The sequence below is a fragment of the Pseudoxanthomonas sp. LjRoot125 genome, from assembly GCF_964252705.1.
Lineage (GTDB): Bacteria > Pseudomonadota > Gammaproteobacteria > Xanthomonadales > Xanthomonadaceae > Pseudoxanthomonas_A.
Genome location: NZ_CAXUOY020000002.1, coordinates 59,657 through 75,745, shown reverse-complemented (window position 1 = coordinate 75,745; position 16,089 = coordinate 59,657). Strand labels below are relative to the sequence as shown.

At 66.5% G+C, this 16,089-nt stretch carries 14 protein-coding genes, 1 tRNA gene and 1 riboswitch; of the genes, 8 read left to right on the top strand and 7 right to left on the bottom strand.

The genetic code is table 11. The annotated features are described in order from the left end of the window. Positions 1-22: 22 nt before the first annotated feature. Complete coding sequence (gene ppc / locus ACSION_RS15920) at positions 23-2,746, bottom strand: phosphoenolpyruvate carboxylase (RefSeq protein ID WP_435306792.1); 2,724 nt, start codon at positions 2,744-2,746, stop codon at positions 23-25. 149 nt (positions 2,747-2,895) lie between these two features. Then, positions 2,896-2,982, top strand: a riboswitch (S-adenosyl-L-homocysteine riboswitch). Between the two features lie 40 nt (positions 2,983-3,022). Here ppc and ahcY point away from each other — a divergent pair. The 3 genes from ahcY (at position 3,023) to ACSION_RS15905 (ending at position 6,078) form a co-directional block, all read left to right on the top strand. Further along, positions 3,023-4,462, top strand: a complete 1,440-nt coding sequence (ahcY, locus tag ACSION_RS15915; RefSeq protein WP_435306791.1) for an adenosylhomocysteinase — start codon at positions 3,023-3,025, stop codon at positions 4,460-4,462. 85 nt (positions 4,463-4,547) lie between these two features. Beyond that, positions 4,548-5,384 carry a methylenetetrahydrofolate reductase [NAD(P)H] gene (gene metF, locus ACSION_RS15910; protein WP_435306790.1) on the top strand — a complete coding sequence of 279 codons (837 nt, stop codon included), beginning with the start codon at positions 4,548-4,550 and terminating at the stop codon, positions 5,382-5,384. 100 nt (positions 5,385-5,484) lie between these two features. Then, on the top strand, positions 5,485-6,078 hold the full coding sequence (locus ACSION_RS15905) for a hypothetical protein (RefSeq protein ID WP_435306789.1): 594 nt from the start codon (positions 5,485-5,487) through the stop codon (positions 6,076-6,078). Positions 6,079-6,099: 21 nt separating this feature from the next. On the opposite strand, the gene ACSION_RS15900 is transcribed toward ACSION_RS15905, so the two are convergent. The 6 genes from ACSION_RS15900 to ACSION_RS15875 all read right to left on the bottom strand — a co-directional run bounded on the left by ACSION_RS15900 (position 6,100) and on the right by ACSION_RS15875 (position 11,841). Further along, positions 6,100-7,461 carry a sensor histidine kinase gene (locus ACSION_RS15900; protein ID WP_435306788.1) on the bottom strand — a complete coding sequence of 454 codons (1,362 nt, stop codon included), beginning with the start codon at positions 7,459-7,461 and terminating at the stop codon, positions 6,100-6,102. Next, positions 7,448-8,131: a response regulator transcription factor gene (locus ACSION_RS15895; protein ID WP_093487792.1), complete on the bottom strand. Its 684-nt coding sequence runs from the start codon at positions 8,129-8,131 to the stop codon at positions 7,448-7,450. Before ACSION_RS15895 ends, ACSION_RS15900 begins: the two co-directional genes overlap by 14 nt. 9 nt (positions 8,132-8,140) lie before the next feature. Further along, positions 8,141-8,620, bottom strand: a complete 480-nt coding sequence (locus ACSION_RS15890) for a hypothetical protein (protein WP_435306787.1) — start codon at positions 8,618-8,620, stop codon at positions 8,141-8,143. Positions 8,621-8,942: 322 nt separating this feature from the next. After that, complete coding sequence (gene rimK / locus ACSION_RS15885; protein WP_435306786.1) at positions 8,943-9,815, bottom strand: 30S ribosomal protein S6--L-glutamate ligase; 873 nt, start codon at positions 9,813-9,815, stop codon at positions 8,943-8,945. A gap of 73 nt (positions 9,816-9,888) precedes the next feature. Continuing rightward, a tRNA-Gly gene (locus ACSION_RS15880) sits at positions 9,889-9,962 on the bottom strand. A 79-nt stretch (positions 9,963-10,041) separates the two neighbouring features. Continuing rightward, a complete protein-coding gene (locus tag ACSION_RS15875) occupies positions 10,042-11,841 on the bottom strand; it encodes an autotransporter outer membrane beta-barrel domain-containing protein (RefSeq protein WP_435306977.1) in 1,800 nt (599 codons plus the stop codon). Between the two features lie 174 nt (positions 11,842-12,015). Between ACSION_RS15875 and thiS the strand changes: the two genes are divergently transcribed. The 5 genes from thiS (at position 12,016) to ACSION_RS15850 (ending at position 16,082) form a co-directional block, all read left to right on the top strand. Then, the gene (thiS, locus tag ACSION_RS15870) at positions 12,016-12,216 is read left to right on the top strand and encodes a sulfur carrier protein ThiS (RefSeq protein ID WP_435306976.1); all 201 of its coding nucleotides are present in this window, start codon (positions 12,016-12,018) and stop codon (positions 12,214-12,216) included. Between the two features lie 61 nt (positions 12,217-12,277). Further along, a complete protein-coding gene (locus ACSION_RS15865) occupies positions 12,278-13,072 on the top strand; it encodes a thiazole synthase (protein WP_435306785.1) in 795 nt (264 codons plus the stop codon). After that, complete coding sequence (trmB, locus tag ACSION_RS15860) at positions 13,072-13,806, top strand: tRNA (guanosine(46)-N7)-methyltransferase TrmB (protein WP_435306784.1); 735 nt, start codon at positions 13,072-13,074, stop codon at positions 13,804-13,806. Before ACSION_RS15865 ends, trmB begins: the two co-directional genes overlap by 1 nt. A 30-nt stretch (positions 13,807-13,836) precedes the next feature. Continuing rightward, positions 13,837-15,696, top strand: coding sequence for an SLC13 family permease (locus ACSION_RS15855; protein WP_435306783.1), 1,860 nt, complete (start codon positions 13,837-13,839; stop codon positions 15,694-15,696). Next, positions 15,693-16,082: an ACT domain-containing protein gene (locus ACSION_RS15850; RefSeq protein WP_435306782.1), complete on the top strand. Its 390-nt coding sequence runs from the start codon at positions 15,693-15,695 to the stop codon at positions 16,080-16,082. The genes ACSION_RS15855 and ACSION_RS15850 overlap by 4 nt, the downstream gene beginning before the upstream one ends. Positions 16,083-16,089 lie beyond the last annotated feature (7 nt).

The window sequence follows — 16,089 nt, the reverse complement described above, 5'->3', positions numbered from 1 at the left end:
TCCCACACCACAGATCTCGCGCTCACCCGGTGTTCTGCACGCCCTGCGACACACCGTTGATGCTGGCGACGAGCGCATGCAGCAGCGCGTCGTCTTCGCGCTCGCTGGCGCGCCAGCGCTTCAGCAGGTCGGCCTGCATCACGCTGATCGGGTCGATGTAGGGATTGCGCAGCCGGATCGACAGCGCCAGTCGCTGGTCGTGCTGCAGCAGCCATTCGTTGCCATTGAGCGCCAACACCCAGCGCACCGCGGCGGCATGTTCCTGCTGCACCTTCGGGAAGAACTCCCCGTGCAGGTCACCGGCCATCTTCGAATACATCTCGGCGATGCTCAGGTCGCCTTTGGCGAGCACCATCGAGACGTCGTCGAGGAAGGTCTTGAAGAACGGCCAGTCGCGCGCCATTTCGCGCAGCGCCTCTTCGCCATAAGCGTCGGCTGCGGCCTGCAGACCGGTCCCCACGCCGTACCAGCCCGGGATGACGGCGCGCGCCTGGCTCCAGGCGAAGACCCAGGGGATCGCGCGCAGGTTGCCCAGCGCCGCATCCTGGCCCAATCGCCGCGAGGGGCGCGAGCCCAGCGTCATCCGCTCGATCACGTCGATCGGCGTAGCGCTGCGGAAATAGTCCATGAAACGCGGCGCCTGCACGAAGGCGCGATAGGCCTGCGAACTCTCGCGTGCGACAAGCGCCATGATCTCGCGCCAACGCGCTTCGCGCGGCTCCGGTGGGCGCGGCCGCACGCTGGACAGCAGCACCGCGCCGACCGATTGTTCAAGCGAACGCAATGCCAGCGCACGGATGCCGTACTTGCGATGGATCACTTCACCCTGCTCGGTCACGCGCAGGCGACCGTCGACGCTGCCGCGCGGTGCGGCTTCCAGCGCACGCGTGGTCTTGCCACCGCCACGGATGATCGAACCGCCGCGGCCATGGAAGAACGTCAGCCGGATGCCCAGCTCCTGCGCCGCGTCGACCAGGTCCACTTGCGCGCGTTGCAGGCCCCAGCGCGAAGCGGCGATGCCGCCGTCCTTGCCGCTGTCCGAATACCCCAGCATCACCATCTGCACGTTGCCACGCGCGGCCAGGTGGGCGCGGTAGACCGGATCGGCCAGCAGGTCGCGCAAGACCTCGGTACCGTGGCCCAGGTCGTCGATGGTTTCGAACAGCGGCGCGATATCCAGCGGCACCTGCCCCTGGTCGTCGACCAGTCCACCCCGGCGCGCCAGCGCGAGCACGGTCAGTACGTCGGCGCGGCTGTGCGCCATGCTGATGATGTAGGTACCCAGGGCATCCGTGCCGTGGCGCGTGCGCGCATCGGCCAAGGCCTTGAACACCGCATCCAGGCGCTCGTTGCCTTCCTGGTCGGACGCCGGCAGCACCGCATCGCCGCTGGCGTACGGACCCAGCAACGCGGCGCGTTCGACCGCATCGCGCTGCTCCCAATCCCCATCGCCCAGCGCGGCCGCCACCGCGCGCGCATGCACGCTGGACTCCTGGCGCACGTCGAGCCGTGCGAGGTGGAACCCGAACGTACGCACGCGCCACGCCAGCCTGCGCACCGCGAACCAGCCGGCGTGGATGCCGCGGTGGGCCTCCAGACTGTGCATGATGAGATCGACGTCCTGCGCGAGTTCGTCCGGCGACGCATAGCCTTCGGGGCGATCTTCCAGCGTGGCCTGCAAGCGGGCGCGCATCAGGTCGTTGAGCAGCCGGTACGGTTGGTCGCCATGGCGAGGCCGCGACTTCTTCGCAGCCTCGGGCATCAGGGCACGGTAACGATCGACACGTGCGACGACGTCATCGGACACCCCGATGATCGAGCTCGACTGGCTGAGCAGCGTGGTGAGCTGGCGCAGCTCCTTGAGGTAGCGCGTGAGGATGGCGCGTCGCTGCGCATCCAGCGTGGCGGTGACAGTGCGCGCGTCGACGTTCGGGTTGCCGTCCATGTCGCCGCCGACCCAGGTGCCGAAGCGCAGTACGCGCGGAAGCCGCGCAGTGACGTCCGGCGCGGCGCCGTACACGTCGGTGATCGCGCTTTCGAGTGTTTCGTACAGCACCGGGATGACCCGATACAGCACTTCGATCAGGTAGAAGCCGACATGCTCGCGTTCGTCTTCGACACCCGGGCGCACCGGCGAGGAATCGGCCGTCTGCCAGGCCGACGTCAGCGCCATGCGGAAGCGCGCGGTGTCGGTCGCCAGTTCGCCGGGCGTGCGCGTGCCGTCCAGCCCGTTGATCAGGCTGGCCACCATCAGTTGTTCTTTTTCCAACAGCGCGCGACGCACCGCTTCGGTCGGGTGCGCGGTGAACACCGGCTCCACGTCGATGCGCGGCAGCCAGTCGGCCAGTTCCTCAAGGCCGACGGCCTGCGCCTTCAGTCGTGCCAGCGCGTCGTGCAGGCCGTCCGGCTGCGGTCGCGCACTGCCAGCTCGCTGGTAGTCGCGCCGGCGGCGGATGCGATGCACGCGCTCGGCGATGTTCACCACCTGGAAGTAGGTGCTGAAGGCGCGGATCAACGCTTCCGCCTGCGCCGGGGACTGGCCATCGAGCAGGCCCGCCAGCGATTGCGGGGGCTCACCGGCCTGGCGGCGCGCGATGGCGGTGGTGCGCACACGCTCCACCTCGGCGAGGAATTCCGGCGAGACCTGCTCAGCCAGCATGTCCCCGACCAGTGCCCCTAACCTGCGGACGTCTTCACGCAGCGGGACATCGGGCGGTGCGAATTCGAGGCTGCGGGGGCTGTTCATGCGCGCTGCGGAGGTCCCGTCGTTCATTTGGCCTGGATTGGTATTGTCTTTCCGGACAATTGGTCTGCTGCAGGGCAGCATTCCGAAGCCTACCCGATCAGGCCAATGCGTGCGTCATCGTTTCATCCGGAACAAGAGATATAATGTTGGCCGCCGAGGGGCGCTGCGACCGTGATGTCTGTTCAACAGGCAAGCACGGCCAGGCTCGGCAGGAATTGCAACGGCGCCCGGTCAAGCTGCGAGCCTCGCTCGCCACCTTTCCCGGAGCCACTACTGATGAACGCCGTACGCAAGTTTTCCACCGAGGGCGACTATAAAGTCGCCGACATTTCCCTGGCCGATTGGGGCCGCAAGGAACTCGACATCGCCGAGCACGAGATGCCCGGCCTGATGTCCATCCGCCGCAAGCATGCCGCCACCAAGCCGCTGAAGGGCGTGCGCGTGACCGGTTCGCTGCACATGACGATCCAGACCGCCGTGCTGATCGAGACGCTGAAGGACATCGGCGCCGACGTGCGCTGGGCCTCGTGCAACATCTTCTCGACGCAGGACCACGCCGCCGCCGCGATCGCCGCCAGCGGCACGCCGGTGTTCGCCTGGAAGGGCGAGTCGCTGGAAGAGTATTGGGACTGCACGCTGGACGCGCTGACCTTCACCCTGGCCGATGGCACCCAGACGGGCCCGGAGCTGGTGGTGGACGACGGCGGCGACGTCACCCTGCTGATCCACAAGGGCTATGAGCTCGAGAATGGCAGCGACTGGGTCAACACCGCCTCGGGCAACCACGAGGAGCAGGTGATCAAGGACCTGCTGAAGCGCGTCGCAAAAGAGCGTCCCGGCTACTGGACGCGCGTGGTCAAGGACTGGAAGGGCGTGTCCGAAGAGACCACCACCGGTGTGCATCGCCTCTACCAGATCGCCGAACAGGGCAAGCTGCTGGTGCCGGCGATCAACGTCAACGACTCGGTCACCAAGTCCAAGTTCGACAACCTGTACGGCTGCCGCGAGTCGCTGGCCGACGGCCTGAAGCGCGCGATGGACGTGATGCTGGCCGGCAAGCTCGCCGTGGTCTGCGGCTACGGCGACGTGGGCAAGGGCTCGGCGCACTCGCTGCGCGCGTACGGCGCCCGCGTCATCGTCACCGAGATCGACCCGATCTGCGCCCTGCAGGCGGCGATGGAAGGCTTCGAGGTCAATACCGTCGAAGACAGCCTGGGCCAGGCCGACATCTACGTCACCACGACCGGCAACAAGGACATCATCACCCTCGAGCACATGAAGGCGATGAAGGACCAGGCCATCGTCTGCAACATCGGCCACTTCGACAACGAGATCCAGGTGGATGCGCTGTACGCGTCGGAAGCCAAGCGCATCAACATCAAGCCGCAGGTCGACAAGTTCGTATTCCCGAACGGCAACGCGATCTTCCTGCTGGCCGAAGGCCGCCTGGTGAACCTGGGCTGCGCCACCGGCCACCCGAGCTTCGTCATGTCGAACTCGTTCGCCAACCAGACGCTGGCGCAGATCGACCTGTGGGCGAACAAGGACGTGTACGAGAAGACCGTCTACCGCCTGCCGAAGCAGCTCGACGAGGAAGTCGCGCGCCTGCACCTGGAGAAGATCGGCGTGAAGCTGACCACGCTCACCAAGGACCAGGCCGACTACCTCGGCGTGTCGGTCGACGGCCCGTACAAGCCGGACCACTACCGCTACTGATCGACGCAGTGCACGGGGGCGGCGCGACGCCGCCCTCTCGATCCACGGCAGGCGCGGGGATGCGCCTGCCCCTCGGGGCCTTTCCATGCCGATCCCGGTTTCGTTCGAGTTCTACCCGCCCAAGACCGATGAGCAGCGCGCGCAGCTCGACCGCACCGCGGACAAGCTGAAGGCGCATGCGCCCGAATACGTGTCGTGCACGTTCGGCGCCGGCGGCTCCACGCTCAGCTACACCTCCGAGACAGTCCGCCACCTCAACCAGCACCACGGCTTCGATGCCGCGCCCCACCTGTCGTGCGTGGGTGGCAGCCGCGAGGAGATCCGCGAACTGCTGCGGCTTTACCGGGCCCTGGGCTGCAAGCGCATCGTCGCGCTGCGCGGCGACCTGCCGTCCGGCATGGGGCATCCCGGCGACCTGCGTTACGCCTCGGAACTGATCGAGTTCATCCGTGCCGAGCACGGCGACATCTTCCATATCGAGGTCGGCGCCTACCCTGAAACGCACCCGCAAGCCGAGGATGCGCTGACGGACCTGCGCCACTTCAAGGCCAAGGTCGATGCCGGTGCCGACGGCGCGATCACGCAGTACTTCTACAACCCGGACGCTTATTTCCACTTCGTGGATGCGGCACGCAAGCTCGGCGTGGAGATCCCGATCATCCCGGGCATCATGCCGATCTCCAATTTCGCCCAGCTGCGCCGCTTTTCAGAAGCGTGCGGGGCAGAGATCCCCCGCTGGATCGGCAAGCGCATGCAGGCGCTCGGCGATGACGCCGACGCGATCCGCGACTTCGGCGCCGACGTGGTGGCCAACCTGTGCGAGCGCCTGGTCGCCGGCGGCGCGCCGTCGCTGCACTTCTATACACTGAACCTCGCCAAGCCCACCCAGACTGTCCTGTCGCGCCTGGGCTGGGCGGACTGAACGCCGGGGCGCGCCACGCGCCCCACCCGCACGTGAACGGCGGTCGCAATCCGCGCATGCGCATCGTGACCGGCCGCCATGCCCGGATTACGCTGCGGACATGCGCGTTTCGCTTCTCCTCCTCGCCAGCCTCTGCCTGTGGGCCGCATTCGATGCATCGCCTGCGCGAGCGCAGCAGCAGGGCGTGCAACGCTGCACGACCATGGGTGGCGACACTGTCTACACCGACAAGAACTGCGAAGACATCGGGGCGATGGATCGGCTGCCTTCCGCCAGCAGCACCGGGCCTTCAACGGCAGGCGCGCTCTATCGCGGAGGGTGTTCGCGCACGTTGAGCGACCTCGTGGCGCAGGTATCGATGGCGATCAGCGCGGGCGACGTCAATCGGCTGGCCGGCGTCTACCACTGGAGCGGTGTGTCCGATGCCGCCGCCCTGCGCATCCTCAACCAGCTCGATGCGGTTACACAGCGACCGCTCGTGGACATCGTGCCCATCCGGCCGGACCCTGCGCCGGTGATCGATGCAGAAGGCGCCGTCGTCGACGCCAACCAGGACGGCTACTACCCCACCACCACGCAGCGTTCGCGGCCCGTGGGTCTGCGCGTGGTGCAGACGTTGAAGAACAGCGCCACGCCTTCGAACACCACGTTCGGATTGCGGCGGGCCTACAACTGTTTCTGGATCACGCTCTAAGCGCGTCGCGGTCTGGCGGACTCAGCTGCGTTCCGGACCATCGACCGAGGCATCCCGCATCGGCGAGAACCGCAGCGTCGCCACCACCCCTTTGGTTTCGCCGGGCCGCACGCCCACCTGCCAGCCATAAAGCGCGCACAGCCGGCTGACGATGGACAGGCCGATGCCGCCACCCTGCGAATGGCCGGCATGCGTTCCACGGTAACCACGCTCGAACAAGCGTGCTGCGTCTTCCTTGCTCAAGCCAGGTCCGGAATCCACGACTTCGACCGCGTCCGGCAGCAGACGGACGATGACTTCGCCCTCCTTGGTGTACTTCACCGCGTTACCGATGAGATTGCCCAGCGCCACGGAGAGCGCGGCCTCGGGCGAATCCACCCGGGCGCCTTCTTCGCCTTCCACGCGCAGGGTGAGCGGCTTGCCGCCCAGCGTGGCGCGGTGGGAGTCGAGCAGCTGGTCAACCACGCGAGCTACATCGGTATTGCCATGGCCGCGCTCGTTGCGCGACAGCAGCAGCAGCGCGCTGATTAGATCGGTGCACTGCTGTTCTGCGCGCTGGATGCGCTGGATGCGCGTCCGTGTCTTCTCGTCCATGTCCGGACGCGACAGCATCAGTTCCACCGAGCCACGGATGATGGCGAGCGGCGTGCGCAACTCGTGGCTGACGTCGGCGTTGAACTCGCGGTCGCGCTGGACGACTTCGGTCAGCCGCTCCGAGTAGTCGTCCAATGCCTTCGCCAACTCGCCCACTTCGTCCTGCGGGAAGTGCGGTGCCAGGGCGCGCGGATTGCTGCTGCCGCGATAGGCACGCAGGCGCGCCGCGAGCTCGGAAACCGGACTCATGACGCGGGACGCGGACCACCAGCCCACCACCAGCGAAAAGACGGTGAACACGACAATCGATCCATACACGGCACGCTTGAACTGCACTTCGGCACGCGCGGTCTGCCCCATGTCGTAGGCGAGGAAAAACCAGATCTGTGGCGTTTTCCTTACCCCGAGCTTGAAAGGATATGCCTTCCCGTCATCGCCGATATCGGTGATGTTGTGGATGCCATCCGGCAACGCATACCACTCGGGCTTGTTGACCCTGAGGCTTTCGAACTTGTCGGGCAGATAGTAGTACGCCTTCACCTGCTCGAATGGCGCGCCGATCACCTGGCCTTCGCTTTGCGCAAACCGGCGCCACGACTCGTCCAGATTGCGATTCATGACGTCTTCGACCAGTTGGTCCTCGACGCGCTGCCGCGCGACGATGGTCGCGTAGGCAAACAGCACCGTCAGTCCGAACCCCAACAGGACGAACGACAGGATGATGCGGGTGCGCAGCCGCCGCCTGAAGCGGCGGTGGCGGCGGGGTTTAGGCGACTCAGTTGCTGGCATCGGGCGCGGCGATGCGGTATCCGATGCCGTGGCGGGTCTGGATGTAGGGCGAGTCGAACGGCTTGTCGACCACGGCGCGCAGACCGTGGATGTGCACGCGCAAGGAATCCGAATCGGGCAACTCTTCGCCCCAGACACGGGTTTCGAGTTCCTGGCGGGTCACCACGGCGGGCGAGGCTTCCATCAGCGCCTGCAGGATCTTCAGCGCGGTCGGGTTGAGCTGCAGCAGCTTGCCTTGGCGACGCACTTCCAGCGTGTCCAGGTTGTACTCGAGTTCGCCCACCTCAAGCACGCGTGTCTGCACGCCCTTGCCGCGGCGGGAGAGTGCATTGAGGCGGACCTCGACTTCCTGCAGCGCGAACGGCTTGATCAGATAGTCGTCCGCACCGGAATCGAACCCGGCCAACTTATTGTCCAGCGAATCACGCGCGGTCAGCATGAGGACCGGTGTCTGCTTGCGCGCTTCGTTGCGCAGCTTGCGGCAGACCTCCAGCCCATCCATGCCCGGCAGATTGAGGTCGAGCACGATGGCGTCGAACTCGTGCACCACCGCCAGGTGCAGCCCGGTCACACCGTCGGCCGCAAAGTCGACGGTGTGGCCACGCTCCTCCAGGTAGTCGCCGAGGTTGGCGGCGATGTCGCTGTTGTCTTCGATGACGAGGATGCGCATCAGGAACCCTTAGTTGTTGCCGCGGAGCGGGATCTTCTGCTGGCGCATCAGGTCCTGCCCAGCCTCGGCCATGCGGCGACGTTCCGCCACCGTGAGGCACTGGGTGGTCGGACGGTGCGAACCGACCTTCTTCTCACGCGTGCAGACCAGCCTGCTGTCCTCGCCCGCGCGGGTCAGGATGCTGTTGACCAGTTCCTGGTCGTTGAACACCCGCGTCTTTTCCTCATCGTTGAGGCCCTGCACGCCGCTCGGCGCCTGCAGTGCGCCCGAGATGCGGGCCAACGCTTCCTTGACGTCGCCGCGCTCCTTGGCCGTGATCTCGGCGTAGACCTTGCCGCCGTCCAGGTCCTTGAGGATGGCGGTGCGCTGCTCCTCGAACGAACCGCTGAGGTTCAGCTTCGTGGGGCTGCCGTCGCTGCCGGAATCGATCTTGGCGTGCGCCGTCACAGCAGCCAACGCCAGCATGGAGCCGAGTACCACCTTGTACATTCAACACCTCGTTCGTCACGGAAGGAATGGCGCACCGCACCGGCAAGGGTCGGACACGGGCGCCGCGATAATTCGGATTCTGTCATAGCACGCGACAATGGCGGCGTGCAAAAAAACAAAGGCCCAAGCGGGTGGACGCCCGCTTGGGCCAAATAAAGCCCCGATTACCGTAATCCTGTGCTTTCCAGATGAATCACCGGGAGGAACGCAGAGCTGCGGTCCGGACAAGGCTACGCGGAAATCGATTAAACAGCCGTTAAAGACAGCGTTAAATCCGCGTGAAATCCGAAATTTTCGACCGGCATCGCGGCCCCACCCCTGTTCAGGGCTTGGCCGCGAGGTGGTCCACGATCCTTCCGGCCACGTCGACCCCGCAGACGGCCTCGATTCCTTCTAGCCCCGGGGTGGAGTTGACCTCCAGGACCAGCGGACCGCGGGCGGCCCGGATCAGGTCCACGCCGGCCACGCCCAGGCCGAGCACCCGCGCTGCGCGAACCGCGACGGCGCGCTCCTCGTCGGTGGCCTCCATGCGCATGGCCGTCCCGCCGCGATGAAGGTTGGAACGGAAGTCTCCCTCGGGTGCCTGGCGCCGCATCGAAGCGACGACCTCGTCGCCGACCACGAAGCAGCGCAGGTCCGCACCCTCGGCTTCACCGATGAACTCCTGCACCACGAAACTGGCGTACAGCCCCCGCAAGGCCTCGACCACGCTGCGAGATGCCGAGGGTTTCTCGGTGAGGATGACACCGGCACCCTGCGACCCCTCGTTCAACTTGATCACGTGCGGTGGCGGGCCCAGCATCGACAGCAGGTCGGTGGTGTCGTCGGGGTTGTCGCCGAACACCGTCACCGGCAGGTCGATGCCCTGTGCCGCCAACAACTGGTGCGCGCGCAGCTTGTCGCGCGCGCGCAGGATGGCGTCGGAAGGATTCGGGCTGTAGGTGCCCATCAACTCGAACTGCCGCAGCACCGCGGTACCGTAGCGGGTGATGGAGGCACCGATACGCGGGATGACCGCATCGTAGTCCGCGAGCGACTTGCCCTTGTAGTGCAACTGGAAGCCCGAGGACGAGATGCGCATGTAGCAGCGCAGCGGATCGAGCACGCGCGCGGTGTGGCCGCGCTGTCGCGCCGCTTCGACGAGGCGGCGCGTGGAGTACAGCTTGCTGTTGCGCGACAGGATGGCGAGCTTCATGGGCGCGGAATCACCGGGGTCGCGAACAGCATCGCACGTCCGCAAGGCCGGACGATGACGAAAAACGAGAGGGTGGAGCGGGTGATGGGAATCGAACCCACGCTAGCAGCTTGGGAAGCTGCAGTTCTACCATTGAACTACACCCGCGCGGACGGCCGCAGTCTATGCCGGCCCGGGCGGCAAGGCAATGCGGCGCCGTTGGCCGGCGCCGCATTGCTCAGGTGCATCAGAAGTTGCCGCCCAGCGTCATGAACGCCGTGGTATTCGTGCCACCTCCCTGGTTCACCGTGGTGGTGACGCCCAGGTTGGCATCGAAGCCGAAAAGCTTCGTGCGCGCACCCATCAGCAGGGTGCCGTAGCCGGTGTCGGTATCCAGGCCTGGCACGGCATAGGGGTTGGTGCCGGGCAGCGACAGCGCCTGCGCGAACACTTCCTCAGCCGGATCCTCGAACTCCTTGTCCACCGTCAGACGCGCATACGGCTGCAGGTGATCGTTGATCGCATAGCTGACCTCGTAACCCGCACTACCGATCAGCGAATCGAAATCCTGGTCCGGATACGCCAGCGCGCTGGAATTGACGTTGCTCTCGCTGTAACCGTCCATTTCGATCGTCTGCGACACCACGCTGATCACGGGACCGTGGCGGAACGCGCCCTCGCCCCACTGGTAGCCGGCGCTCAGGCCCAGGCTCAGGTTGGTGCCGTCGGGCGAACCGCTGTGGCGGCGGGTCACATCGCCCAGTTGCACTTCGCGATCGACGTCGTAGGAGATCCAGCTGTAGCTGACCTGCGCATTCGCCCACAGGCGGTCGCCGTACCAGCCCGCGAAACCGCCCAGCGTGGCATCCGATTCGTCGAAGCTGCCGCTGCGCTTACCGAAGTCGTACTGCGCACGGCCATAGCCGGCGAACGCGCCGTAGACCAGCGAGCCGCTCGACCAATCGACGCCGAAGGTGCCCATCGGGCCGGCGCCGTCATACAGGTCGCCGTGGCCGTAGCGCAGGAAGTCGCCGCGCAGGTCGCCCCACCAGCGCATGCCATCGGCCTCGGGCTTGCCGTTGACGTGCGAAGCCACGCGATCCGCACGGGCACGTCCGTGCACGGACGCGGTGTACGGCAGCAGCGCGATCTGGCGCGGCCCTTCCAGCATCGCCACTGCGTACTGCGACAGGATGCTGTGGGCGCGCGAGGTCGGGTGCACGCCGTCGGCGAACGCGTAGGTATCGGGTGCATTCGGAGTGACGTACGAGGTCGGATTGCAGGTCAGCGAGTTGGCGGTGATCTGCGGCTGGCACGCCGTGCCGGTGACGTTGGCGAAACCGTATTCGGCCGGGCTGGCGACGATCTCACGCAGCAGGGTGAACGTGTCCAGCGGGATCACCCGGAAACCCGCGGTGTCGATCGCATCGAACAGCGCGGTGTTGTAGGTCGTCGACAGCTGCGTGCCCGCCGCCGCCGCTGCGGTGCCCTGGGCGCGGAATCCGGGCGTCACGCCCAGGTCCGGGATCGTCGGCACCAGGATGTAGCGCGCACCCGCCGTCTGCAACGTACCGATGATGCCCACCTGCGCCGTGACGGCGGCACCGATGGTCGTGGTCGGGTTGGCGCCGCCGCTGGTGATGGCGAACAGGTCGTTCGCACCGCCCCATACCGTGTAGAGCGCATTGGGATCGGCACGGCCGCCGGTCGAACTCAGATAGGTGTTGACCTGGGTGGCCAGCGAAGGGATGGGACCCAGCGCGCCCGTGGTGTTGGTGCCCACGCGGGCACCACCGGCGGCGTAGTTGGTGCCCACCTGTCCATTGCCGTTGGCGTAGGCGCTGGTGCCGTAGTACTCGGCCAGGTACTGGGACCAGACGAATCCGGGGTTGGTGGTGAACTGGCCGGTCACCGCGCGCACGTTGGCGGGCAGCAGCGGCCGGAAGTAACCGGCATCGGTCAGGCTGTCGCCGAAGAACACGGTCTGCGTGTAGGGGCCGTTCTCGGCCAGGGCGGGGACTGCCGCCATCGCCAGCGCGACGGCCAGCAACGAACGGACGGGCGAACTGGAACGCTTCATGGACTCTCCCGGGGCATTGGATGGTGGGCTGCGTGCCGGCTCTGCCGTACGGCTGCGCATGGCGCGCATCCTTCCACCAAAGGCGGCCGCGGCACACGCTGCAATGCGGCAATGGCAACCGTCATCGGCGACAATGCCGCCATGGACATCCAGTTGAATGGGCAGCCGCACGCACTGCCCGAGCACAGCACCCTCCTCGCACTGCTCGAACAGCAGGGCCTGGCCGAACGCCGGGTCGCCGTCGAGGTCAACGGCGAGATCATTCCGCGTGGCCAGCACGCGCATGCGCACCTGCGGGCCGGCGACCGCGTCGAGATCGTGCACGCCCTCGGCGGCGGCTGATCCGCGCGCATGCGGTGGCTTCGCGATGCCACCCTGCCCCAACATCGGCGATAATCGAGGGATGTCCAACACCGTCCCCCATGACCCGCTGGTGATCGCGGGCAAGACCTACCGTTCCCGCCTGCTGACCGGCACCGGCAAGTTCAAGGATTTCGAGGAAACCCGCCTGGCCACCGAGGCCGCGGGCGCCGAGATCGTCACCGTCGCCATCCGGCGCACGAACCTGGGCCAGTCGCCGAACGAGCCCAACCTGCTCGACGTGCTGCCGCCGGACCGCTACACCCTGCTTCCGAACACCGCCGGCTGCTACACCGCCGACGACGCCGTGCGCACCTGCCGGCTGGCCCGCGAACTGCTCGACGGCCATACGCTGGTGAAGCTGGAAGTGCTGGGCGACCCGAAGACCCTCTACCCCGACGTGGTGCAGACCCTGGCCGCTGCCGAAAAGCTGGTCGCGGACGGCTTCCAGGTGATGGTCTACACCAGCGACGATCCGATCCTGGCCCGCCGCCTGGAAGAGATCGGCTGCGTTGCGGTGATGCCGCTGGCCGCGCCGATCGGTTCCGGCCTGGGCGTGCAGAACAAGTACAACCTGCTGGAGATCATCGAGAACGCCAAGGTCCCCGTGCTGGTCGATGCCGGCGTAGGCACCGCGTCCGATGCCGCCATCGCGATGGAGCTCGGCTGCGACGGCGTGCTGATGAACACCGCCATCGCCGGTGCCAAGCATCCGATCTTGATGGCCAGCGCCATGAAGAAGGCCGTGGAAGCCGGCCGCGAAGCATTCCTGGCCGGCCGCATCCCGCGCAAGCGCAATGCGTCGGCATCGAGTCCGATCGACGGACTGATCGGCTGATGACGGATCCGTTTTCCAGCCCGGGCGCCAAGACACCGCCCAAGCCGTTCACGATTAGCGAAGGCCGGCGCGAAATCCGCAGCTTCGTGCTCCGGCAGGGGCGCTTCACCGATGCCCAGCAACGGGCGTTCGATACGCAGTGGCCGCGGTTCGGGCTGGACTACACCGGTACGCCGCGGGACTACGATGCGGTGTTCGGACGCACGGCACCGCGCGTGCTGGAAATCGGCTTCGGCAACGGCGAGGCCCTGCGCTTCGCTGCTGCGCACGACAAGGACCGCGACTACCTCGGCCTCGAGGTGCACGCTCCCGGTGTCGGCCGCTTGCTGAACGCGCTGGCCGAGGACGGCAGCGACCACGTGCGCGTCTACCACCACGATGCGGTGGAAGTGCTGCAGCACGAAGTGGCGGACGGCGCGCTGGATGAAGTGCGCATCTACTTCCCGGATCCGTGGCACAAGAAGCGCCACAACAAGCGCCGCCTGGTGCAGCCCGAGTTCGCCGCGCTGATCGCGCGCAAACTGCGTCCCGGTGGTCGCCTGCACTGCGCCACCGACTGGGAAGCCTATGCCGAGCATATGTGGGACGTGCTGGATGCGACGCCGAGCCTGACCAATCGCGCCGGTCGGCGCGGTAGCGTGCCGCGCCCGGCGTGGCGCCCGCAGACCCATTTCGAGACCCGCGGCCAGAAGCTCGGCCACGGGGTGTGGGATCTTCTGTACGACCGCGAGTAATACCCAGGCCCCACGGAACCCGACTGCGACATGGAAAACGCGCTGACGCTGACCAACGACATGAAGCTCGTCCTCGGGCTGGTCGGCTTCACGATGGCGATGTTCCTGTTCGAGCGCATCCGCGCGGACCTGGTCGCCTTGGTCGTGCTGGTGGTGCTGGGCATCACCGGCCTGATCGCACCGGAGGAAATCTTCGGCGGCTTCTCCGGCAACGCGGTCATGAGCATCATCGCCACCATGATCCTCGGTGCCGGCCTGGACCGCACCGGCGCGCTGAACCGCCTGGCGTCCTGGCTGTTGCGGCGCGGCCACGGCATCGAGCAGCGGCTGCTGCTGATGACCACCGCCATCGCCAGCCTCAACTCGTCCTTCATGCAGAACCCGTCGGTCATGGCGCTGTTCATGCCGGTGGCCTCGCGCCTGTCCGCACGTACCGGCCTGTCGCTGCAGCGGCTGCTGCTGCCGATCGCGGCGGCCATCGTGATGGGTGGCGCGTTCACCATGGTCGGCAACTCGCCGTTGATCCTGCTCAACGACCTGCTGGTTTCGGCCAACAACAACCTGCCCTCGGGCATGGCCACGCTGGAGCCACTGCGGATGTTCGCGCCGTGGCCGATCGGCCTGGTGCTGGTGATCGCATCGCTGCTGTACTTCCGCTATTACGGCGACAAGAAGCTTCGCGACGAGACCGAGACCAACGTGACGCCGGCGCGCACGGAGAGCTACTTCGCCAACACCTACGGCATCGAAGGCGATGTGTTCGAACTGGTCGTCACCGCCGAAAGTCCGCTGGTCGGCATGTCGCTGGGCGAAGCCGAGGCGCTGCACGATGCACCGTTGATGCTGGCACTGCAGACCGGCAACGACACCCGCCTGGCGCCGCCCGCGGACATGCGCATCTGGGTCGGCAGCGTGCTGGGCGTGATGGGCAAGCGGCAGGAGGTCGGCGATTTTGCGCAGAACCATTTCTTGCGCCTGTCCTCGCGCCTGCGCCACTTCGGCGATCTCTTCAATCCCAGCCGCGCCGGCATTTCCGAAGCGGTGGTGCCGCCGACGTCGCGCTTCATCGGCAAGACCGCGCGCGAACTTCGCCTGCGCAAGCAGAACGGCATCAGCCTGCTGGCGATCAATCGCGACAAGAAGGTCATTCGCGAGAACGTGCGCGAGGAGAAGCTCCGCGCCGGCGACATGCTGGTATTCCACAGCATCTGGCAGGACCTGGGACTGGCGGCTGAGAGCCGCGATTTCGTCGTCGTCACCGACTATCCGAAGGGCGAACAGCGTCCGCACAAGTTCAAGATCGCGATGACGATCTTTGCGATCACGATCATCATCGCGCTGACATCGAAACTTCCGGTGGCGCTGACGCTGATGACCGGCGTGGCCGGCATGCTGCTCACCGGCGTGCTGCGCATGGACGAGGCTTACAGCGCGATCAACTGGAAGACCGTGTTCCTGATGGCGGGGCTGATTCCGCTCGGCTGGGCGATGGACAGCAGCGGCGCGGCGGCGTGGGTGGCCGGCCATACGGTGGAGCGTCTGCCGGACGGCATTCCGGTCTGGGTGCTCGAGATCGCCATCGCGTTGCTGACGACCGCGTTCTCGCTGGTCATCAGCCACGTGGGCGCGACCATCGTGATGGTGCCGATGGCGATCAACCTGGCATTGGCGGCGGGCGGCAATCCCACCGCGTTCGCGCTGATCGTCGCGCTCTCCGCGTCCAACAACCTGATGACGGCATCGAACCCGGTGATCTCGATGGTCGTGGGCCCGGCCAACTACACCTCGCGCCAGTTGTGGCGCGTGGGCGGTCCGCTATCCCTGATCTATACCGTGGTGGTGGTGCTCTCGGTCAACGCGCTGTTCTGGTGGAACGGGCGCGCAGGATGACGGCGCCGAGGCTGACACTGTCCTTGCTGCCCGTACGCTACGCCGTCGCGCAGCTGCCTGCCGATGCCGCCCTGCCCGGCTGGTGGCCGACGGCGGGCATGCGCCATGCGGGCTGGACGGACGACGAGCTGTCGCTCGTCTGCGAAGAGCGCCATGTCCCCGATGATGTGCGCTGCCAGCGCGGCTGGCGCATGTTCAAACTGCAGGGGCCGTTCGACTTCGCGCTGACCGGCATCCTCAAGGCCGTGCTGGATCCGCTCGCCGTCGCGGGCGTCGGCATCTTCGCGATGTCGACGTACGACACCGACTACGTGCTGGTGCAGACACACCAACTGGATGATGCCGTTTCGGCGCTGCAGGGCGCCGGCCATCGCATCGAGGATTGACCCGGCG

Coding starts and splice junctions, on each gene's coding strand:
- ppc (WP_435306792.1), bottom strand. CDS start 2,746: ATGAACAGCCCCCGCAGCCTCGAATTCGCACCGCCCGATGTCCCGCTG.
- ahcY (WP_435306791.1), top strand. CDS start 3,023: ATGAACGCCGTACGCAAGTTTTCCACCGAGGGCGACTATAAAGTCGCC.
- metF (WP_435306790.1), top strand. CDS start 4,548: ATGCCGATCCCGGTTTCGTTCGAGTTCTACCCGCCCAAGACCGATGAG.
- ACSION_RS15905 (WP_435306789.1), top strand. CDS start 5,485: ATGCGCGTTTCGCTTCTCCTCCTCGCCAGCCTCTGCCTGTGGGCCGCA.
- ACSION_RS15900 (WP_435306788.1), bottom strand. CDS start 7,461: ATGCCAGCAACTGAGTCGCCTAAACCCCGCCGCCACCGCCGCTTCAGG.
- ACSION_RS15895 (WP_093487792.1), bottom strand. CDS start 8,131: ATGCGCATCCTCGTCATCGAAGACAACAGCGACATCGCCGCCAACCTC.
- ACSION_RS15890 (WP_435306787.1), bottom strand. CDS start 8,620: ATGTACAAGGTGGTACTCGGCTCCATGCTGGCGTTGGCTGCTGTGACG.
- rimK (WP_435306786.1), bottom strand. CDS start 9,815: ATGAAGCTCGCCATCCTGTCGCGCAACAGCAAGCTGTACTCCACGCGC.
- thiS (WP_435306976.1), top strand. CDS start 12,016: ATGGACATCCAGTTGAATGGGCAGCCGCACGCACTGCCCGAGCACAGC.
- ACSION_RS15865 (WP_435306785.1), top strand. CDS start 12,278: ATGTCCAACACCGTCCCCCATGACCCGCTGGTGATCGCGGGCAAGACC.
- trmB (WP_435306784.1), top strand. CDS start 13,072: ATGACGGATCCGTTTTCCAGCCCGGGCGCCAAGACACCGCCCAAGCCG.
- ACSION_RS15855 (WP_435306783.1), top strand. CDS start 13,837: ATGGAAAACGCGCTGACGCTGACCAACGACATGAAGCTCGTCCTCGGG.
- ACSION_RS15850 (WP_435306782.1), top strand. CDS start 15,693: ATGACGGCGCCGAGGCTGACACTGTCCTTGCTGCCCGTACGCTACGCC.